Origin of the sequence: Alistipes sp., from assembly GCF_048465635.1 — a bacterium.
Classification (GTDB): domain Bacteria; phylum Bacteroidota; class Bacteroidia; order Bacteroidales; family Rikenellaceae; genus Alistipes.
Map to the genome: position 1 here is coordinate 1 of NZ_DBFWLF010000022.1, position 19,573 is coordinate 19,573.

The window sequence follows — 19,573 nt, forward strand, 5'->3', positions numbered from 1 at the left end:
GTCGCGCTTCCCCGCCACGATCCGTTCGCCGCGGTTTATCCGCTCGTTCTGCCCATTGCGGTTCTCCGACAGGGGCGGCTCGTTACCGTTACCGCTTTTTGCGGCGGGTTTCGTTCGGATGCCTGCCCGTGGCGTCTTTCCGCTGGTTCTGCCCGTTGCGGTTCTCCGGCTCGGTCGGCTGGCGGCGGTTTTCCGGCTTGGTGCGGCTCTCCGGCTCCTCCCGTTCGCTGCCGTTTTCCGGCTCGTTGCGGTTCTCCGGCTCCTCCCGTTGGCTGCCGTTTTCCGGCTTGTGCCGCTCCTTGCGGTTCTCCGCCACGGCCCGTTCTCCGCGGTTCTCCGCCACGGCCCGGTGGTTGCGACTGTCCGCCACGATCCGTTCGCCGCGGTTTATCTGTTCGAGCCGCTCTTTGCGGATGTCCAGTTCGTGCCGCTCGTGGCGTACGCCGGGCTGCGCCGAATCCATCGCTTCTTCCGCCGCTTCTTCCGTCCCCTCTTCCTTCGCCTCTTCCGCCGTCTCTTCCTCCTCGCCGCACGAAGTCGAGGCGTCGAGCCGCTCGCCGAAGAGTTCGATCGTCGCTTCGTCCTCGGAGGTTTCGGGGTCCTTGTGCGGATTCAGCGCCTTCGGGTCTTTCCGGATTTTCTTGCGGGTGACCAGCGCCGTGATCCAGAGCAGGGCGGCCGAACCGATGACCGCTCCCGCCAGATTGCCCAGCGTGCCGAAGGGGAAGAGCCCGCCGTAGGAGAAGAGGAGACTTCCGAGGATGCTGCCGACGATGCCCGTCATGAGGTTGAGCAGCAGCGCGGAGGTGTTGCCCTTGACGATGAAGTTGGCGATCCAGCCCGCCGCCAGCCCCAGAAGCAGATACCATAAGTAATACATGATCGTTCCGTAACAGGTTATACGGAACGACGGGGTGCAAAATTCGTTCCCCGAACGGAAGGGTAGCGCTTTAAAGCGCCGTTTTCAGCGCCCGGGCCAGCTGATCGGGGCAGGAGGTCCCCTTGCCGTGACAGTCGATGCCCTCGAGCCGGGCGACGGCCTCATCGGCCCGCATGCCGCGCACGAGGGCCGCGACGCCCTGCGTATTGCCGTGGCAGCCGCCCGTGAAACGCACGTCGCGGATTACGCCGTCCTCCAGGAAGATGTCGATCTGACGCGAGCAGGTTCCCGCGCAGGTATGGGTGATTTTACGGATCATGGAATGGTCGTTTTGCGGATGCAAATATACGCATCGGCGGAGAAGGCACAAAAAAAACATTGCCGAAACGGAGGTAATCTTAAGAGGCGCTTAAAAATTCCCCCCCCCTCGGCAATGCTGGTCGAATGTGCTATGCAAAGATAAACCTTATTTGCTGAAAAACAAAAAACTGCGCCGAAAAGACGCAGTTTCTGTCGAAAAAAGCGGGCGTTTAGCGTTGCAGGTCGCTGTTGTCGGCTACCACCATGTTCTTGTCGATGCGCAGCGTGACGTTGCCGTCGACCTCGATGAGCAGGGTGGTCTCCTTGATCTCCTTGACCACGCCGTAGATGCCGCCGGCGGTGATTACCTTGTCGCCCTTTTTCAGGCCGTCGCGGAATGCCTGCATCTGCTTGCGGCGCTTGGCCTCGGGACGCCACATGAAGAGCCAGAGAACCAGCACCATGAGGCCGATCATGATGATGAAGCCGTATTGCTGCATGATACCCGGCTGGGGAGCCACCGGCTCGACGGGCATTACCTGAAGGAAATTGATCATAATCTATTCTGTTTAAATGTTTGCCAGTAAGGTTAACGCCACAAAGATAATCATTCTTGCGTAATTTGCAAGCGTTTATTCGACATCGGCCTCGACGAAGAGCCTCAGCGGCCGCGAAGCTCCCGAAAGACGCAGGTCGAGCGTCTTGAGCTGCCAGCCCCGCTCGCCCCGCGAATCGAACGTGAGCGTGACCTGCTGCGCGCCGCCCGGCGTAATGGGCTGAGCGTCATATTCCAACGTCGTGCAGCCGCACGAGCGGTCGCAGGAGACGATCACCAGCGGTGTCGAGGCCCGGTTCTCGAGCCACAGCCGCAGGACGGCGATCTCGCCCGAACGCATGTGTCCGAAACGCACGGTGTCGGTCCCTCCCGCGCCGAGCATTTCGTCCGTGAGCGCGATGATTCGGCCTTTGCGCGCAGCGGACGGTTGCCCTCCGCAGGCGGTCAGCGTCAGGAGAAAGGCGCTCAGCATGACCAAGGAGAGGACCGGCGTTACATAAGAGACGGCCGACTTCGCAAGAGAGGTGGTCAGTTTCAAAGGAGAGGTGGTCAGTTTCACAAGAGAGGCGGCCGGGGACGCCAGCCCGCCCGCCGGGAACAGTTGCCGCCTGGTCAGCCCGCCTGCCGGGAACAGACGCCGCTTCGCCAGCCCGTCCGCCGGGAACAGCCGCCGCCTGGTCAGCCCGCCCGCCGGGAAAAGATGCCGCTTCGCCAGCCCGCCCGCCGGGAAAAGTTGCCGCCTGGTCAGCCCGCCTGCCGGGAACAGCCGCCGCCTCATCCGATCAGGCCGCGGCCCGACTTGAGGATGCGTCCCTCGGCCGTGAGCGATTCGACAATCTTGTCCAGCACGCCGTTGATGAAGGTGCTGCTGCCCGGGGTGGAGTAGTATTTCGAAATCTCGATGAACTCGTCGAGCGTCACCTTGACGGGGATCGACGGGAACGAGGTCAGCTCGGCGATGGCCGTGCCGAGGATCAGGTTGTCCATGAAGACGATGCGCTCCACGTCCCAGTTGGCCGTGAACTTCTCGATATACGCCTGGTAGGCGTCGTAGTTGACCAGCGTCTTCTCGAAGAGCGTGCGGACGAACTCGGGGTCGTCCTCGCTCTTGAATTTGGAGGTCACCTTCAGCTCCTTATGCGAGGCGCGCAGGTTGGAGAGCGTGCGCAGGATCATCATCAGGATGTAGGGCAGGTCGTCCGTCCAGAGGATCGACATCTCCTCCAGCACGTCGTCCAGCGCCTCGCAGTTCTGCAGCTGCGTGAAGAACTCTTCGACCAGCTTGCGGTCCTCGTCGAACGAGCGCTCGCCGCGCTGCATGTACTCCCGGTAGTAGTCGCTTGCGATCAGTTGCGTGTAGAGCGTGCGGATCAGGTCGGGGTGCTTCGCCCAGCCCAGTTTGCGGGCGGCGGCGTAGTCGTTCACCGCGTCGCTGTTGGCGATGGTGCGGATCACGGCGTTATCGACGAATTTGGTGTTGGGGTTGAGGTCCTCGGGCGTCGGCAGCTTCTTCCGTCGGGCGATCTCCTGCCGCTCGCGGGCGTATTCCGCCACCTCGGCGGGCAGCAGCAGGAGTTGGAAATAGAGATCGTAGGCCTTGTCCACGGAGCTCATCAGCGTCTTTTCCGAGGCCATCATATTGTCGGAGCACGACTTGAGGTGGGAGAAGAGTGCCTTGAGCACCTTAATACGGAGTAATCTTCTGCTCAACATAATTTATCAGAACCTTATTCGGTGATTTTTTGCGGCGGCAAAGATAGGAATTTTTTCCCGAAAGAACGAAATTAATGCCTATCTTTGCACCCGTATGGAACAAATGGAAGAGAAACAGCCCTATGACGTGATCGTCATCGGAGCGGGCGCCGCGGGCATGATGGCCGCCGGGACCGCCGCGCGCAACGGCAACCGCGTCCTGCTGATCGAAAAGATGGACAAGTCGGGCCGCAAGGTCCGCATCACGGGCAAGGGGCGCTGCAACGTCACCAACGCGCGCCCGGCCGAGGAGTTCGCGGCACAGGTGCGCACCAACGCCGAGTTTTTCGCCCCGGCGTTCGCCGAGTTCAACAACCGGGCCGCCATCCGCTTCTTCGAGAAACAGGGGGTGAAGCTCGACATCGAGCGCGGCGAGCGCGTCTTTCCGCAGAGCGGCAAGGCGTGGGACATCGCCAATGCGCTGCTCGAGTACTGCATCGACAACGGCGTGCGGACGCTCTACGACACGCGCGTTACGGAGATCATGACGCTGGGCGACAAGGTGTTCGGCGTCCGCTATATCAACAAGCGGGGTTACGAGCGCAAGGAGGAGTGCGCGCGGGTGATCGTCGCCACGGGCGGCGTCTCCTACCCGTCGACCGGCTCGACGGGCGACGGCTACGCCTTTGCGGCGGACCTGGGCCATACGATCGAACCGCTGCGCCCGTCGCTCACGCCGCTCATAACGTCGCATCCCGAGGCGCCGATGCTCGGCAAGCTGCTGCTGCGCAACGTTCGGGCGGTACTCTTCGTCGACGACGAACCCGTCCGCGAGGAGTTCGGCGAGATCGGATTCTCCGAGCGCGGCATCGAGGGGGCGGTGGCGCTGCGTATGAGCCGCGATGCGGTCGATGCGCTGATCGACGAACGAAAGGTGAAACTGGTCCTCGACCTCAAGCCCGCGCTGACCGGGGAGGTGCTGCGCGAGCGGATCGCCCGCGAGACGGCCGAGATGGAGCCGACCGAGTTTTTCGGCGAGCTGCTGCGCAAGCTGGTTCCCAAACCGCTCGTCATGCCGCTGGCCCGGGAGGTGGACATCCCCGCCAAAACCTACGTCAGCAAGCTCAGCGAGGAGCAGATCCTGCGCCTGATCCGCACGCTGAAGGGGCTGACCTTCCCCATCACAGACTATGCGCCGTTCGATTACGCCGTGGTCACGGCCGGAGGCGTCCGTTGCGAGGAGGTCGATCCCTACACGATGGAGTCGCGCAAGGTCCGCGGACTCTACTTTGCCGGCGAGGTGCTCGATCTGGACGCCAACACGGGCGGCTACAACCTCCAGATCGCCTTTTCGACGGGGCGCCTGGCGGGCATGCTCAAACAGTAACGACCGTGAAGATCGCCGGACATATCGGCTTCCGACTGACCGGACGGGTTGCGGAACTGCGCAACCGGCTGGTCCGGGCCCGTTATTTCCGCGGGCACGGGGTACATTCGCCCTTTGTCTACGATCTGGTGCGCAACGTCTTCATGCGGGGAGAGTTGCTGCCGGGCGACCGGGAACTCTACCGGGCCCTGCTCGCTGCGGGCGTGGCGCGGCAGCGCGCCGTGCAGTTGCAGAATCTGGCGATTCACTGCGGATACGGTACGTTTGGCCTGGATCGTGCAGCGGGGCGGTTGTGCGTGGTGACGCGGGCGCTGCCGCGGCAGGAGGTGCTGGCGCTGGTGCGTGCCGCCGCGAAGCGGGGTGAGACCGTGGCGATTCTCGCCCCCTATGCCGACCGGGAGCGTCAGGCGCTCTGCCGGCAGATCGTGGCGATGCACCGTTCGACCACGGTGGACAATCGCGGTTACCTGCTCGTATTCAACAACCATTTACCGAAACAACACTTCCGGATATGAAAGTATACACCAAAACGGGCGACGGGGGAACCACCTCGCTCATCGGCGGGGAGCGGGTCTTCAAGACCGACGAGCGGGTCGAAGCCTACGGCACGGTCGACGAACTGACGGCCTTTACGGCGCTGCTGGCCGACCGCCTGCGCGCCGATGCGTCGCTGGCGGAGTATGTCGATGCGCTGAACCACATCCTCTCGCGTCTGATGACCGTCGAGGCGCTGCTCGCGCGCGGGGAGGCGGGCGGCGAGCATCTTCCGCAACTTGCACCCGATGCCGTCGCGTGGCTCGAGGAGCGGATCGACGCGATGCAGGCCGATTTGAAGCCGATCGACAAATTCACCATACCCGGCGGGAACAGCGCTGTGTCGTGGTGCCATGTCTGCCGCACGGTCTGCCGCCGGGCCGAACGGGCCGCGCTGCGGGCCGACCAGCGGTACGGGGTCGATGCGGTGGTGCTCACGTTCCTGAACCGGCTTTCCGACTACTTCTACGTATTGGGCCGGGCGCTCACGGCCCGGCTGGGGGTGGAAGAGACGCTTTGGCTGCCCTAATCCTTTGGCAGCCCTACCGTCGGCAGCCCTAACCGTCTGGCTGCCCTAACCCTGTGGCTGTCCTAATCCTTTGCCTGCCCTAACCGTCGGCAACCCTTACCCTTTGGCAGCCCTAACCGTCTGGCTGTCCTAACCATTTGGCTACCCTCACCCTTTGCCTGCCCTAACTGTCTGGCAGCCCTAACTGTCTGGCAGCCCTAACCATTTGGCTGCCCCCACTGACTGGCTGTCCTGACCCTTTGCCTGCCCTAACCGTCGGCAACCCTTACCCTTTGGCTGTCCTAACCGTCGGCAGCCCTAACCCTTTGGCTGTCCTAACCCTTTGGCTGTCCTGACCCTTTGCCTGCCCTCGCCGTCTGGCAGCCCTAACCGTCTGGCAACCCTAACCGTCGGCAGCCCTAACCCTTTGGCGGTTCTAACCGTCTGGCTGCCAGCGGCCTTGTCGGCGGCATGCGCTATTTTGTGATTTTTTATTTGTTTTTCTCGATTTTTTTATACTTTTGCAACTCAGTCCCACGGGTAAACAACTCCGGCTGCTGAGTTAACCGACTGATCGATGGGAAATTAAATAATTGAGAATATGTATTGGACACTTGAATTGGCATCGAAGCTCGAAGATGCGCCCTGGCCCGCGACGAAAGAGGAGTTGATCGACTATGCGGTACGTTCGGGTGCACCGCTCGAAGTGCTCGAGAATCTCCAGGAGATCGAGGACGAGGGCGAGATTTACGAATCGATCGAAGATATCTGGCCCGACTACCCCTCCAAAGACGACTTTTTCTTCAACGAGGAGGAGTATTAGTCGGTCTCGAATAGATTAAACAATTGAATACAGCGCGATGAACAACGAAAATTTGTTTGTCGCGTTGGTATTTTATGGCCTCATATAGTGTGATTCGTTTGTTTAAATTGCGGTTTTTGAGGCAAAAATCGGAGTTTGTTTGTCTAAAATTCCATATCTTTGTTTCTCCTCAGGAATATTACTGAAAGGAGGATAATATAGGAAGACCGAAAAGACTATACCCGCTTGGCAGATTCCGGCTCCGTGTCCCAAAAGATGCGGAGGCGGACAAAGCTTACCCTATCGTTTTGGAATACCTGGAACAGGGAGATTATTCGCAAAACGACAAATGTCTTTGCAAAAAATTCTGACTGGAATCAGAACGGCAATCAAGGATGTGGCGAATTGCGTGTCAGTTACGGCAGCGAGTACAAACGTCTTAACCAGCTTCTGCTGGCCCGTGTTGAACGGATTGACAGTCTGCTTGCGGAGTATAATGAGCGAAATCCAAATCAGATTACAGCTGAAGTTGTGGCGGGCTTCCTTGCGGACAAGCCGCATGCACGACGAGACCAAGGGAAGGATTTTGTGGAATTTACTTTGGAGCGCCTTTCGTCCGATTACTCCCGTACAGGATCGGCCGGAGCCGCTGCGAAAACGGGAAGAGCTGCATGAATATCTTCCAGACCTTTCTGCGGGCGACCGAACAGGGTTCCTATCGCTCCGATGCAATGTAGATGGCTATTGGAAACATTCACTAATTTACACCAAAAATTGATCTGAGATGACTATTACGCAGTTATTCCTATTGCTGGCGTGTGCATTTGTTCTGGTATTGGTGCTTTCTACTCTCTTCGAACGATATAATAGGATAATCAGTGGTCTGCCGCATTAGTCTTTTTTAATAGGGACTCTGCTCCTTATAGGTCTTGGGATAATTGATCCGGTAAAGGACAACCATCCTGATCCTGTTGTGATAACAGGTATTTTCACCGCCCTTATCTTATCGGGAGTATAGGCGTACGGAGCATAAAAGCTGCGCATCTAATCAGTCGGTTACACGCCAAGTTATGGCAGAATCATAACTTTCCATGACACCCATCTTAATCTTGTATAATATATACTATAACTCACGAAGTTACAAATCGTTTATACATTCGTACCGTGATTTTGGTGCGATGGGCACAATCTAAAGCGCATGTGTAAAGTTGATAAATTCTTTACTAAACACACCTTAGTTTACAGTCTCATCCATTGACTATCTTGTTCTTGAAGTCCTCAAGAAACATCTCTTTGTTCTCATCAATTAATTTCTTTATCTTGACATCTTCAGCTTGGCGAAGAAAGCGGCGAATCAGTTTATTGTACTCTTTTTCTATTTCATCACGCGAAAAATTCGGACTGCGTAGCATCGCCAGAAACCGTCCGTCGGACTTTAGAAACTCATAAAATTCGTTTGTCTTAGCAAAGTAGAATCGTATTTCCTGCTCTCTTTCCTGTTCAGTTGCGTTGAGTCGGGCAAGGGTGTTGAATATCGAGGCCAAGCCGCCTCTGTTCTCTCCCGTATTTTTCTTGCTCTTAGAGTTCGCAGGGTCGTCGTCCGGCTCCTGCGGCTCTTCTATCTCAACTTCATCGCTCACGAGCAAACCAATTTCTCCGTCGAATGTGGTGTGTATTGAGCCGATAGAGTCTTGTTGCTCAAATAAAGAGCGATATATATTGCAGTATCGCTGCCAGAAATCAATAAATATGGCATCTTTGAATCGAGCATCCAATTCGATTACACCTTGCAAAAGGACCAGCAGAGAGTCGTATCGGCCGATATTTTTGCACAGTACTTTTGCTGGATCATCGTCGCTAGTGGAGGCCGTTTCCTCGCTATGCGTTTTAAGATCCTGCGTGTATTGCGTATGCGCCTCCATTACATTCTTAATCCACGCCCGAATGTCGGCGTCCATATCAAGACATAGCTGGGCATTAGCCTCTGCATTATTGACAGAAGATCTATATCGCTCGAACCACTTGATGTAAATTGGTTGCGCTAATAATTCTCGATACAACTCCTGAATAATCGCCTTTTCACGAAGCGGGTCGAAGTCCGTGATAACCATACCACAGAACTTGGCAAAAGCATCCCGAATATTTTTTTCGTTAACATTGCCGAATGAGAAGTCTATAATATGGCACTCTTCTTTGTACTTGGCCTTGCGATTTACGCGCGAGATTGTCTGAATGGCATTAATGTCCCGAATCTCCTTGTCAAGAAACAGGGTGTGTAGCTTGGGCTCGTCAAAACCCGTTTGCAACTTATCGACAACTATGATAAGTCCGTTTTTTGCTGTTTTAAAATCGTCAATCACCTTATCCTCTGCCACACCGCCGTTCATCGACGAACATTTCTCATACTTTTGATTGTCGGAGTAGACGATAGCTACAGGAGCATCGGCATATTTGGCGAAAATTCCCGAAGCTGTCTTTTCCGCCATCAACCGACGAATGATTTTACAGTACTGAATAGCAATAGGGATGGAGCTAACCGCAAGCATGGCTTTTCCTGTGCCACGAATTTTCCCGTAAACCAAAGAAAGCAGCCGATTGACCACGAACTCGGCAATTGCGTTCATTCGGTACGGGTTTTCGTATATTTGCTTTTTGGCGAATGATACCCGTTCATCCTGCCCCGAATTCATGGCTGCCGTTATAGCCTGCATAACGCCATTGGGGAGTTCAAAATACATTTTTGCAGGTACGGGAATAATATGCTTCGTTGGATCAAGAATGTAACCGTCGGCTATGGCTTCCTTCATGGTGTATGAATCGAATGGCTTCCATAGCTGATTGAAGTTGGTGCTTCTATGAAATTCCCCAAAGCGGGCTAACACTCGGTCGCTGGGAGTTGCCGTGAACCCGACAATCAAGTTTTTCTTAGTAGAGCCTCTTTTGATAAATCCTCCGTTCTCATCGAAGATATCCTGCAGCTCATCGAACGCTGAATACATCTCCTGATGGACATCATCGGTGTTTGAGCGGTGTACCTCATCGATAAGAAAAGCCACGCGCATATTCTTGAAATCTTTGCCGGCTTTTTCGATGGCTTTCTTGAGTTCCCAGAATTTCTGAATGTTCACGACGATGATACGGCGTTTGTCGCTCAACGCCTTCACAAAGGTGTCCTGGTCGGTAGCCTCTACGAACATGGCCTTGTCGATATTCATGTTGAGCATCATCGAGTCGAGCTGGTCGCGCAATTGCAGGCGATCGACAACGAGCAGAATCTTGTTATAAACCCATTCGCCTTTGTAGCGCAGGTCTTTGAGTTGTAGAGCTGTCCAACCTATTATGTTGCTCTTACCGAATCCGGCGGCATATTGCAACAAGAGCGAATAGACATATTTGTTGTTGCAATAACAGTCTCTCTCGGCAACTACGCGGTCGATCAGATCCTGGGGCGCATTGAGTGCTTGCAGTTCGGCCCGCAGTCGGTTGATAAAATACAAGGGCTCATTTTCGTGGTCCAGAAATTCCTGGACACGCTCCATGATCCGGTCGCAGCCGAATTTCTGCTTCGGACGCGGACATATCAGACGGCCCGTTTTGTCCTTATACTCCTTCTTCTGTACTCTATGGCCATTCACAACAGACGTTACGGTCTTATAGGTATAGGCCATGAAGTTGTAGTAGAGGATCTCTTTCTCGATCATCTTCTTGGAGTAGAGCGAACGCATTGCCTCTTCGAAGCGAACGCGCGGATCGGTTGCCTCCACCTGCTTTATGGGTAGGGGCTTGAATACCTTCTCCACCACCGGACGAAAAGAAGAAATCGAGATGGTATCGTCTTGAAAACCTCGCTTCGCTTCATCAAAGAACTGTCCCGGATCCCGCAGTATATATGTGTCCGTGATATCCGTGGTTACGAGATGAATCGACTTCTCAAACGGCCGGAGCATACGCCGGCGAAGCGATTGCGACACATCGTTGCCATTGGCAATTTTGGTATATTCCCATACGGCTTCGAGGTAGTCGGTAGTGATTTTGTTCCTGCCGTTCGTTTTGGCGGTCTGATTAGTGAAGTTGCTCTTCAATTCGGCGTAGCCGAGAAAAATGCCGTTGACAAAGAACGACAGGTCGGGGCGAAATGCGAATATCTTTTTGGCGTCGTGGTGGAACGAATAGCTCATCTCCTCGACGGCCGCAAATATGTTTTTGTTAAAGTCCTCGTCGCCGCGCAACTCCGAACCACTGACATAAATAAGTTGCAGAGCTTCGCCTTCGAATGAAATGGTTCGGTTTTTATTCAGGAAGATTGCTACGTTGGCACTCGCCTCAATCTTCTCGCGAATCATATCCATAATGGCGTGAAGCAATTTTTGTTCGTCGCCATTGTATTCGCTCTTTTTGAGCAGGTTGTTCCATGCCTTGCGCGAATTCTCTTTCAAGAACTCGTACAGATTAGCCGGGATAAACAAATCGGGCGAAACGGCATTATTCTTAACTTCACGAAATCCAAGACCATCTGCACGGCGGCAGAAAAAGTCCATTACATATTCACTTTGCAACTCAAGTTCGGTCATAATCCAATGGAGTTTTAGGAGCGCGATTCCTTATCGATGGCTCGCTGGCCGGTTACTACTTCATTTATCAGGGAACGTTTCAGCTCCTTCAGACGCTCTATCTCGGTATTTATTTTTCCAAGGATGGCATCGATCTTTGCGCACTTTTCATCCAGATATGCAGCAATTTCAATTTGCTCATCAATTGGAGGAACAGGTATTTTAAAATATCGCAACTCATTAAAAGATAGTGTCAACCGAATACCCTTCCCCATGCCATGAAAAAATTTGCGGTAATCAAAGGCTTTGAAAAGATAATTGAAAAAGTCTGAACATATATTGTTACAAGGCCGTAAAACAATGTATGCCGATGTAATTATTCCACTTTCAGTCACTTTCCCAACTCGCATGGATTTGAGATCATAATTGAGATTGAGCCCATTGATTATTATGTCATTTTGCTCTACGATAGTGTATCTCTCATATGTATCTTGATATTCGTCTTCCTCAAAGTTTTCATCTTTATGAATTATTGTTCCTTTGAAAAATTTGAATGCATGTTTGTATTCAAAATCCTTATTAAACAAAGTGTTACTATGAAAATATTTTCCCACTCGTTCATACCCCCAATGTTGTGGAATATCACCAATCCAACTATTGCCAGATGGTTTTAATGAAACATTAGGATCCAATCCACGGGTGACGGCGCGGTTGATCAGGGAGCGACGAAGTCGGCTGTAAGCATCGGCTTTGCGCTCCAACAGTTCTATTTTTCGACCAATCTTCTCACACTCCTTATCCAAATATGCCGCAATTGCCTCCTGTTCCTTGATTGGAGGTACAACGATAAAAGTTTGTTTCAGTATTCCTTGCGTTATAGAATATAATTTTACACTTTTAACTTTTTTGCGAATCTGAGAGCGCCATTGATCGCTCATAAATAAATATGCGAAGTATTTACCGCAACCTAATCCTTCATTTTGTAAAAGAATTGTGTGGTACCCGGCGTATAAATCAATTGGCTCATTAATATAAATGCAATTACCACATCCTTTTAAATCTTCTGATGTATCCGCAAATATAAAATCGCCCTGTTTAACTTTTGACGACAATTTATCATTAACCAACGAATCGGGAATAAATTTAATTAGTTCATGATTTATTCTGGTCGTTGGGTTGTTTTTAGCATGGATTTGGCCATAACTAAGAACGGCATTCCCGCAATTTACAAGATTGGCTTTTGTAAAAGTAATACCAGTATTTGTTGATGTATAATCTTTTAACCTACATATCTTCCAATGAGAAGGGAATGATTCTAGCCAACTCATTTCAGAGACACAACACTCTTTCATAAGCCAAGACCTTTCTCGAGATTTGCTATTGCCTTGTCTATATCCGAAATTTCGGCAAGGATGGAATCCACCGGTTCGACCGTCTCGGGAACATAGAATTCCTTGTTGAAGTTCACCTCGACACCTACGACATTCTCGTCAATCGTATAGGGCTTATAGATATAGCGTTGTAGAAAATCCTTGATGCCTTGTTCATTGACCTCGGGATTGGGATCGAACGGAATAATCTCCGAGTCCTTGGCCGTACAATCGACAATTTTGGCAGATATGGTATGCTCTTTCTGGCGTTTATTATAGCCGAGCTGCACGTTGATAGCCCCATAGCCCAGACGCTCATGCTCTCCGGCGTAGGCAGTGCGCATGATTTCGTTGTTTTCTTTATCTACCCAATAGATGAAGTCCGGACAAACAAGAACTGTCGAAGCTTTTATTCCAAGATTTCGCAGCATGGAATCCCGGAATTGTATCTCCTCGGCATCAATATCGCGTGGCCATACCCAGCACCCATCTAAATTGCAGTACGAAATATCCTTGACATTGTATGGCTTTCCTTCCGTGTGGAGGGTCTGGCTGACATGGCGTCCTTCGCTGTCGATTTCGGTAAGAATGACAGATTGCTTGTTGAAATAGAAATGCCATTTGTCATAAACTTTGGCAATGGCGCAATCCTTGAATTCAACCAGTGCGCAGACAATGGCTGCACGATGCTCGGGGTTCATCTCCTTACGTTTCGAACCCTTGTTTTTCTTCAACGGCTGCCAAAGATCGGCGGCGTTGATAAGGATTACCTTGTCTTTACGCTCGGCTGGTTTATTCTTGTTGAGAATCCACAAATAGGTGACGATGCCCGTATTGAAGAACTCGTCGGACGGCATCTGAATAATGGCCTCGACCCAATCGTTGTCGAAGAGATATTTGCGGATATTGCTCTCTCCACTGCCGGCATCGCCGCTGAACAGCGACGAGCCGTTGTTTACTTCTACGACAATACCTTTATCTTCGTGCAGGTGCCATGCGTTGTGCTGCAAAAAGAGCAATTGCCCGTCGCTCACCGTAGGCAAGAATGAGAACTGCCCGGTCTGGTCGTCGCGGATCTCTTTCTCATATCCTTTCCACGGTATTCCGTAGGGAGGGTTGGCGACAACGACATCGAACTCTTTACCCTTGAAAGGCAAAGAGGTAAGGGTATTGCCATATTTGATTTCGGTATTCTCGCGGAACAACGATTCGATTTTCGCCAAAGCGTAAAGCGCATCGTTCCAGTCGCAACCGTGAGCGGCTATATATTTGTAGCCGGCCTTATCGCGTAAACGGTCCACAACGCCGAACAGCAGGTTGGCTCCACCGCACGTCGGGTCGTAGATATGTACAAAATCATCGGTAGAGATGTCGATCTTCGCCGCAACGATTTCGGCAATCAGCGAAATAATATCTTCCGGGGTGTACTGCTCTCCGGCCGTTTCTGCCGATATGTCGGCCCATTTGCGTTTGATATGCTCTTCGAGAGTGGTTATTTCCGAGTTGTTGTAGGGAGAGAGGTCTATTTGAGACCATTGGGTGATATACTGCATCAGAATACCTTTCTTCCGCAACTCTGCTACCATGCCGTCCAGATTGAGGTATTTGCTGTCGTCCGTACCACGCTCGATGCCGAGTAATTCTTTGAGTGTCCCGTCAAAGCCTGCCAGATAGCTTCGGAAATCCTGCTCAAATGTCTTGTCGTTATTGCAAATGGTGGACAGTGTTTTGCCTTCGCGAACGATGTAGTCGTTATATCCACACTCACGATCCCGGAAAGCTTCGATAAACTCTTGCAGGTTGTTCTCTCGGGTCAGGCCCTCGGAGGCTTCAATCTCCGCCATCTCATTTCGCATACGTCCTTCGAGCATGATGAGAGCGAAGAATGGCATCATGTAATCAGGGAATTTGCTTTGTTTGATTCCCGATGATATGAGTAAATCGGCGCACGACCAAATGTCGGATTCGTATGATAATATATCTTTCATAATTCTATCTATAGTTCTTCGTTGTCTGTGATCAGGTCTTTCAAGTCGACTTGCAGGATGACTGCAATTTGTTGAAGAGTCTCCAGGTTGGGCTGAATCCTATTGCAGGCATATGCGTTAACCATGCTGAAGCTCTTGTTAAGCTGCTTAGCCAACCATGTCTGAGAGATACCTTTCTCTGTCAGAACGGCTTTTATCCTATTTAATTTCATAGAATGCCTCGATTGAATAGTACAAATGTAGGGAATTAATTTGATAATTTAGATAGTTTTACTATATTTGGAGTATGAGTTAAAAAAAGTAATATGGCCATTATTCCTAATATTTATATTAACGCTGTAGTATCAATTGGCATCAGAAATCAGTCTAAATGTGTTTCTTGGATTGGTAGTGGTTTTTTTGTAATTAGAAAAGTCGATGATAAAGGTAATGCTCGTCCATTCCTTATCACAAATAAGCATGTATTGGGAAATCAATCAACTATTGTCCTTAGGATGAAAGAGCACGGCTCTACTAATTTGAGAGAAATAGATGCACCACTTAACTCTAGTGAAGGTCATCCATTATATAAAACTCATCCTACTGCTCAGAATATTGATATTGCTATACTTCCTTTGGATGGTTCTTTTATTACTTCAAATAATTTGGAATTCCCAGCTTTTGATATTGATGATCATGCAATGGCTTCAGGTGAGTTAATTAATAATGGAGTAGATGAAGGCTCTTTAGTTTATATGCTTGGATTTCCAATGGGCTTGGTCAATAAAGATTCAAAAGTTCCAATTTGTAGATTAGGGTGCGTTGCACGCCTTTGTTCAGAGCAGATAAAGGAAACATACAATGTATTGCTCGATATACAAAACTTCCCAGGCAATTCTGGTAGTCCCATTGTTTCAAGACCGGAACTTATGTCAATTGGGGGAACTCCAAGTTTAAACAGAAGTGTGTTAATGGGAATAGTGCATTCGTATATACCATATCGAGAAACATTGATTAATAGTCAAACAAATGAAGTCGTGGAAGTTCGCAGTGAAAATAGTGGAATAGCAAATATGCATCCCGTTGAATATATTCGGGACATAATAGATACGATTCAGCCCAAACTAGAAATTAAATCAGACAAATAATGTTGCAGATCCACTTCATTTGTTTGTCCACCATTTCCTCCCATCGCCCCAGACCGTCTCAGACGGTATGGTTGTTTGCGTAAATTCATTTATTATAGCATAATAGATTGATTATCGACATCGATAAATTTCTTCAACGAGGAGGAGTATTAGCCTTTCGGCAAAATCAAAAGTCGCCCGGTTCCTGACAGGACCGGGCGACGTTCGTTTTCGGCGGGGCCGCTATGCGAACAGCTCGTTGAACGCCTCGCTCATGCTGGGGTGGGTGAAGATGAAGTCGCGCAGGAAGTCGGCTTTCAGGCCCGCCTTCATAGCGACCGAGACGGTATTGATCACCTCGTGGGCTTCGGGACCGAAGAACGTGCAGCCCAGGATCGCACCCGTTTGTGCGTCGGTGACGGATTTGAGTACGCCGTCGCTTTGTTCGAGCGTCCGGACCCGGGGGATCGAGGCCACGGCGATCTTCTTCACCCGCACGTCGAATCCCTGCGCGCGGGCCTCCTGCTCGCTCAGCCCGACGCGGGCCAGGGGCGGGTCGATGAAGACGGCGTAGCTCACCGGCCCGCGGTTCTGCGTGGTGCGGCTGCCGTCGCCGAACAACTCCTCGCGGATGATGCGGTAGTCGTCGAGCGAGATGTAGGTGAACTGCAAGCCGCCCTTCACGTCGCCGATGGCGTAGATGTTCGGAGCGGTGGTGTGCAGGTGCCCGTCCACGCGGATTGCGCCCCGCTCATCGGTCTCGACGCCCGCCGCCGCCAGATTCAGCCCCTCGGTCAGGGGGCGGCGTCCGGTGGCGAGCAGCACGGCGTCCGCATGCACTTCGCGCCTGCCGTTCGCTCCGTCGGAGAACGTGACCACCGCTTCGTCCCCGGCATCCTTTATCGAAAGAACCCGCGCGCCGAGGTGGAAGCGGACCCCCTTTCGCTCCATGACGTGCATCACCTCCGCTGCGATGTCGCGGTCCTCGCGCGGGATCAGCTCGGGCGACCCCTCCAGCACGGTCACCTCCGACCCGAACGAGGCGTAGATCGAGGCGAACTCCAGCCCGATGTAGCCCCCTCCGACGATCGTCAGCCGCCGCGGCAGCTCCCCGAGCGTGAGAATCGAGGCGCTGGTGTGGACGCGCGGATTGTCCGCGATGCCGGGAATCGGCGGCACGACGCTCTCCGCCCCGGTATTGATGACGATCCGCCGTCCGCGAAGGCGCTCAGTGCCCTCTGCCGTCGTTACCTCCACCTCGTCCGCCGAGGCGAACGAGCCGCTTCCCGTAAAGACGGTCACGGCGGGGTTGTCCGCCAGGTTGCGGTAGTTGCGCTCGCGCAGCGCTTCGACCACGCCCTGCTCCCAGTCGATCGAGCGGCGGTAAAATTCCCGCTTCTCGTCGAACGGGGTGTCGGGCCGGAGCGCCGCGATCGAGGCGCGGTGCACCAGCGCTTTGGTCGGGATGCACCCCGTGTTGATGCAGGTTCCGCCGTACATCTTGTCGGAACGTTCCACGACGGCGACCCGCTCGCAGCGGGCGGCCAGCTCGGCGGCGAGGGTCTTGCCCCCTTTGCCGAAGCCGATGATGATGGTGTCGAATGTTTTCATGGCGTTATTTGTTTTGTCGTTTCAAAATCTGCCGGGCCGAGTCGGCCAGCACGACGATCGCTCCGGCGAGGATCACCGTGTCCTTGATCACCAGCCGCCCCGCGCCGCTCAGCAGCGGGAAGCCGTACTCGCCGCTGCCCAGGTCGGGAACCCACACCTCGGGCGTGGTCACCAGGAACGAGAGCGTGCCGACGGTCATCACGATTGCAAGCATTGCGCCTGCGAGGCCGATTTTCGGAAAAAAGATGCCCAGAAAGGTGAGAACGCCGATGGCCATGATCAGAATCCCCAGTCCGTGCGAGAAGGCGTAGGTGCGGTTTTCGACGTGCCAGGCGTGTTTGACGGGGTCGGTCTCTCCCTCCCGGAGCTTGAACTGCCGGTACTCGGGGGCCTGTTTGGCGTAGAAGAAACTCATGAAGGGGCTGTTGGCCACGAAGGGGACGATGCCCTCGGCTTCGTAGTTCCGGAATTTCAGTCCGCCGATCCAGACGAAGACGATGAGGATGGCCGCGCGCAGCAGGTGGATGCCCAGCCGCTGCGACGAGGCGGCCGTGCGCAGGAAACGCTCGTAGAGCTGTTCGAATTTTGCCGTCATAATTTTCAGGTGTTTGATTATGGTGCAAAGTTCGGACGAAAGGCCCGTCGCGGAAATGGCCGCACTACCGGAAATGTTGGCAATTATTCCCTTTCGCTCTCCGCGCGGAACTCGGAGATGCTCTTTCCGGTCATTTTGCGGAAGAAACGGCTGAAGGCCGCCAGCTCGTCGAAGCCCAGCAGGGCGGCGATCTCCTTGGCGCTCATGGGGGTGTAGAGCAGCAGCCGGCGCGCTTCGGAGAGGATGCGTTCGTGGACGATGCGCAGCGGCGACGGCAGGCCGCACGCGGCGAAGAGGTTCGAGAGGGTCTTGGGCGACCGGTGCAGCAGGTCGGCGTAATCCTGCACCTGCTTCTTCTGCTTGAAGTGCTGGTCGACGAGAATGTAGAACTGCCGCACGATGTCGAAGGCGTGCTCCGTATCGGTCGAGCGGGCGAAGCGTTCGCGCGCCATGCGCGTGCAGGTGATGATGAAGCGTTTGAGCAGGATGCGCAGCATCTCCTCCCGGAGGCTGTCCTGCTCCGAGAACTCCTCGGCCATCTTGCCCACGATGTCCTCCAGCTGCGCCGCCTGCCGCTCGGGGAGCCGCAGCCGGGCGATTTCCGACGAGCCGTGGAACAGCACGCCGCTGCACGACACCTCGCTGTCGTGGCCGTAGATGCAGTAGAAGTCGCTGTTGAAGAGCAGCGTGAGGTAGTCGCCGTCAACCTCCCGGATAGCAACGCGGTGCAGCGGGGTCAGCGGTACGACCTCCCCGGCTTCGAGCCGCGTCGGTACGTGGTCGATGGTCAGCGTGAGCGTGCCGCTGCGCACCCAGACGAACTTGTAGAGATTTTCGGCTTTTTGCAGCGCGGCGTCCGTGTGGTAGGCGTCGGTCAGGGCGACGATCCCTTGCAAGGGGGTTTGCAGGCGGAAGTTCATCGGCGGGGGCTATTTGGTGGCGACGAAGAAGAGGTCGAAGCACTCCGCAGCGACCGGACCGATGCGGTAGTCGTCCATGCGGATCGAGGTGGTCAGCTCCTGATTCGCCTTCAGCAGCCGGCGGCGGTTGATCCGGTTGAGCAGGTCGTAGGGCGCTTGCAGCATCCACCGGGGCAGCCGGTGCTGGAGGTCGAGCGGATCCAGCCGCGCGATGCGTTCGACGCTGCGCCGGTTCTGCGCGTAGTAGTCCATGACCTTTTCGTTGCCGAAGACCCCGAGCCGTTCGACCGAGCGGAACGGCCCGACGAGCAGCGCGGCCAGCTCGCCGGCCGTGTATTCGCGCACGTGCCACGGGTTGCGCGTCAGGGACATCGGGGCGTTGGGCGTGGTGAGGATGAACCGTCCGCCGGGGCGCAGCACGCGGTGCACCTCGCGCACCAGGTCGGCGTCGCGCCGGATGTGTTCGATGACCTGGAACGAGATCACGCAGTCGAAACTCCCGTCCGCAAAGGGGAGGGGAGGGACCGTCGCCCGGCGAAATTCGACCGAGGGGTATTCAGCGGGAAGCGTCGGGGGCGTGTGTTTGTCGAGGGTGACGAACCGCGCGGCCCGGGGCGCGATGACCTCGATGCCGTAGCCCGATCCCGTGCCGATCTCCAGCACCTCGCCCGCGACCCGCTCCGCGGCGGCGTGGTAGGCCAGCAGCGAGCGCTGGAAGACGAAGTTGTCGGAGGCCTCCGCGGAGACCCTTTCGGCTGTCTGGAGCTTGGCCAT

At 54.0% G+C, this 19,573-nt stretch carries 18 protein-coding genes and 1 pseudogene; 6 read left to right on the plus strand and 13 right to left on the minus strand.

The features are described 5' to 3' along the window. Positions 1-88: 88 nt before the first annotated feature. From ACMO9O_RS08385 to ACMO9O_RS08405, 5 genes are all read right to left on the minus strand, one after another. The gene (locus ACMO9O_RS08385) at positions 89-880 is read right to left on the minus strand and encodes a GlsB/YeaQ/YmgE family stress response membrane protein (RefSeq protein ID WP_418983416.1); all 792 of its coding nucleotides are present in this window, start codon (positions 878-880) and stop codon (positions 89-91) included. A gap of 70 nt (positions 881-950) precedes the next feature. Beyond that, positions 951-1,199, minus strand: a complete 249-nt coding sequence (locus tag ACMO9O_RS08390) for a TIGR03905 family TSCPD domain-containing protein (RefSeq protein WP_418983417.1) — start codon at positions 1,197-1,199, stop codon at positions 951-953. A 211-nt stretch (positions 1,200-1,410) separates the two neighbouring features. Further along, on the minus strand, positions 1,411-1,737 hold the full coding sequence (gene yajC / locus ACMO9O_RS08395) for a preprotein translocase subunit YajC (protein ID WP_418983418.1): 327 nt from the start codon (positions 1,735-1,737) through the stop codon (positions 1,411-1,413). Positions 1,738-1,812: 75 nt separating this feature from the next. Then, positions 1,813-2,514 carry a DUF1573 domain-containing protein gene (locus tag ACMO9O_RS08400; protein ID WP_418983419.1) on the minus strand — a complete coding sequence of 234 codons (702 nt, stop codon included), beginning with the start codon at positions 2,512-2,514 and terminating at the stop codon, positions 1,813-1,815. Then, entirely contained in the window at positions 2,511-3,449 is a 939-nt protein-coding gene (locus ACMO9O_RS08405; protein WP_418983420.1) for a transcription antitermination protein NusB, read from the minus strand. The genes ACMO9O_RS08400 and ACMO9O_RS08405 overlap by 4 nt, the downstream gene beginning before the upstream one ends. A gap of 94 nt (positions 3,450-3,543) precedes the next feature. Here ACMO9O_RS08405 and ACMO9O_RS08410 point away from each other — a divergent pair, with 94 nt between their 5' ends. The 5 genes and pseudogenes from ACMO9O_RS08410 to ACMO9O_RS08430 all read left to right on the plus strand — a co-directional run. Continuing rightward, positions 3,544-4,815, plus strand: coding sequence for an NAD(P)/FAD-dependent oxidoreductase (locus ACMO9O_RS08410; protein WP_418983421.1), 1,272 nt, complete (start codon positions 3,544-3,546; stop codon positions 4,813-4,815). A 5-nt stretch (positions 4,816-4,820) separates the two neighbouring features. Next, a complete protein-coding gene (locus tag ACMO9O_RS08415) occupies positions 4,821-5,330 on the plus strand; it encodes a hypothetical protein (protein WP_418983422.1) in 510 nt (169 codons plus the stop codon). Beyond that, positions 5,327-5,878, plus strand: coding sequence for a cob(I)yrinic acid a,c-diamide adenosyltransferase (locus tag ACMO9O_RS08420; protein WP_418983423.1), 552 nt, complete (start codon positions 5,327-5,329; stop codon positions 5,876-5,878). The genes ACMO9O_RS08415 and ACMO9O_RS08420 overlap by 4 nt, the downstream gene beginning before the upstream one ends. A gap of 580 nt (positions 5,879-6,458) precedes the next feature. Next, positions 6,459-6,680 carry a DUF2795 domain-containing protein gene (locus ACMO9O_RS08425; protein ID WP_019150042.1) on the plus strand — a complete coding sequence of 74 codons (222 nt, stop codon included), beginning with the start codon at positions 6,459-6,461 and terminating at the stop codon, positions 6,678-6,680. A 197-nt stretch (positions 6,681-6,877) separates the two neighbouring features. After that, positions 6,878-7,393, plus strand: a pseudogene (locus ACMO9O_RS08430) (recombinase); the annotation flags it as partial. A gap of 513 nt (positions 7,394-7,906) precedes the next feature. On the opposite strand, the gene ACMO9O_RS08435 reads toward ACMO9O_RS08430, so the two are convergent. The 4 genes from ACMO9O_RS08435 to ACMO9O_RS08450 all read right to left on the minus strand — a co-directional run bounded on the left by ACMO9O_RS08435 (position 7,907) and on the right by ACMO9O_RS08450 (position 14,779). Next, entirely contained in the window at positions 7,907-11,230 is a 3,324-nt protein-coding gene (locus tag ACMO9O_RS08435; protein ID WP_418983424.1) for a type I restriction enzyme subunit R domain-containing protein, read from the minus strand. 14 nt (positions 11,231-11,244) lie between these two features. Further along, complete coding sequence (locus ACMO9O_RS08440) at positions 11,245-12,561, minus strand: restriction endonuclease subunit S (protein WP_418983425.1); 1,317 nt, start codon at positions 12,559-12,561, stop codon at positions 11,245-11,247. Beyond that, complete coding sequence (locus tag ACMO9O_RS08445) at positions 12,558-14,474, minus strand: HsdM family class I SAM-dependent methyltransferase (protein WP_418983426.1); 1,917 nt, start codon at positions 14,472-14,474, stop codon at positions 12,558-12,560. The genes ACMO9O_RS08440 and ACMO9O_RS08445 overlap by 4 nt, the downstream gene beginning before the upstream one ends. Positions 14,475-14,575: 101 nt before the next feature. After that, positions 14,576-14,779: a helix-turn-helix domain-containing protein gene (locus ACMO9O_RS08450; protein WP_418983427.1), complete on the minus strand. Its 204-nt coding sequence runs from the start codon at positions 14,777-14,779 to the stop codon at positions 14,576-14,578. Between the two features lie 93 nt (positions 14,780-14,872). Here ACMO9O_RS08450 and ACMO9O_RS08455 point away from each other — a divergent pair, with 93 nt between their 5' ends. Then, entirely contained in the window at positions 14,873-15,694 is an 822-nt protein-coding gene (locus tag ACMO9O_RS08455; protein ID WP_418983428.1) for a S1 family peptidase, read from the plus strand. Between the two features lie 222 nt (positions 15,695-15,916). Here ACMO9O_RS08455 and ACMO9O_RS08460 read toward each other — a convergent pair whose 3' ends face one another. From ACMO9O_RS08460 to ACMO9O_RS08475, 4 genes are all read right to left on the minus strand, one after another. After that, positions 15,917-17,284, minus strand: a complete 1,368-nt coding sequence (locus ACMO9O_RS08460; protein ID WP_418983429.1) for an FAD-dependent oxidoreductase — start codon at positions 17,282-17,284, stop codon at positions 15,917-15,919. Positions 17,285-17,288: 4 nt separating this feature from the next. After that, positions 17,289-17,879: a DUF417 family protein gene (locus ACMO9O_RS08465; protein WP_418983430.1), complete on the minus strand. Its 591-nt coding sequence runs from the start codon at positions 17,877-17,879 to the stop codon at positions 17,289-17,291. Positions 17,880-17,962: 83 nt separating this feature from the next. Beyond that, positions 17,963-18,799 carry a helix-turn-helix domain-containing protein gene (locus tag ACMO9O_RS08470; RefSeq protein ID WP_418983431.1) on the minus strand — a complete coding sequence of 279 codons (837 nt, stop codon included), beginning with the start codon at positions 18,797-18,799 and terminating at the stop codon, positions 17,963-17,965. A 9-nt stretch (positions 18,800-18,808) separates the two neighbouring features. Then, positions 18,809-19,573 carry a class I SAM-dependent methyltransferase gene (locus ACMO9O_RS08475; protein ID WP_418983432.1) on the minus strand — a complete coding sequence of 255 codons (765 nt, stop codon included), beginning with the start codon at positions 19,571-19,573 and terminating at the stop codon, positions 18,809-18,811.

Coding starts and splice junctions, on each gene's coding strand:
- ACMO9O_RS08445 (WP_418983426.1), bottom strand. CDS start 14,474: ATGATGCCATTCTTCGCTCTCATCATGCTCGAAGGACGTATGCGAAAT.
- ACMO9O_RS08465 (WP_418983430.1), bottom strand. CDS start 17,879: ATGACGGCAAAATTCGAACAGCTCTACGAGCGTTTCCTGCGCACGGCC.
- ACMO9O_RS08390 (WP_418983417.1), bottom strand. CDS start 1,199: ATGATCCGTAAAATCACCCATACCTGCGCGGGAACCTGCTCGCGTCAG.
- ACMO9O_RS08385 (WP_418983416.1), bottom strand. CDS start 880: ATGTATTACTTATGGTATCTGCTTCTGGGGCTGGCGGCGGGCTGGATC.
- ACMO9O_RS08470 (WP_418983431.1), bottom strand. CDS start 18,799: ATGAACTTCCGCCTGCAAACCCCCTTGCAAGGGATCGTCGCCCTGACC.
- ACMO9O_RS08435 (WP_418983424.1), bottom strand. CDS start 11,230: ATGACCGAACTTGAGTTGCAAAGTGAATATGTAATGGACTTTTTCTGC.
- ACMO9O_RS08440 (WP_418983425.1), bottom strand. CDS start 12,561: ATGAAAGAGTGTTGTGTCTCTGAAATGAGTTGGCTAGAATCATTCCCT.
- ACMO9O_RS08450 (WP_418983427.1), bottom strand. CDS start 14,779: ATGAAATTAAATAGGATAAAAGCCGTTCTGACAGAGAAAGGTATCTCT.
- ACMO9O_RS08410 (WP_418983421.1), top strand. CDS start 3,544: ATGGAACAAATGGAAGAGAAACAGCCCTATGACGTGATCGTCATCGGA.
- ACMO9O_RS08455 (WP_418983428.1), top strand. CDS start 14,873: ATGGCCATTATTCCTAATATTTATATTAACGCTGTAGTATCAATTGGC.
- ACMO9O_RS08400 (WP_418983419.1), bottom strand. CDS start 2,514: ATGAGGCGGCGGCTGTTCCCGGCAGGCGGGCTGACCAGGCGGCAACTT.
- ACMO9O_RS08420 (WP_418983423.1), top strand. CDS start 5,327: ATGAAAGTATACACCAAAACGGGCGACGGGGGAACCACCTCGCTCATC.
- ACMO9O_RS08475 (WP_418983432.1), bottom strand. CDS start 19,573: ATGGCCAAGCTCCAGACAGCCGAAAGGGTCTCCGCGGAGGCCTCCGAC.
- yajC (WP_418983418.1), bottom strand. CDS start 1,737: ATGATCAATTTCCTTCAGGTAATGCCCGTCGAGCCGGTGGCTCCCCAG.
- ACMO9O_RS08425 (WP_019150042.1), top strand. CDS start 6,459: ATGTATTGGACACTTGAATTGGCATCGAAGCTCGAAGATGCGCCCTGG.
- ACMO9O_RS08460 (WP_418983429.1), bottom strand. CDS start 17,284: ATGAAAACATTCGACACCATCATCATCGGCTTCGGCAAAGGGGGCAAG.
- ACMO9O_RS08405 (WP_418983420.1), bottom strand. CDS start 3,449: ATGTTGAGCAGAAGATTACTCCGTATTAAGGTGCTCAAGGCACTCTTC.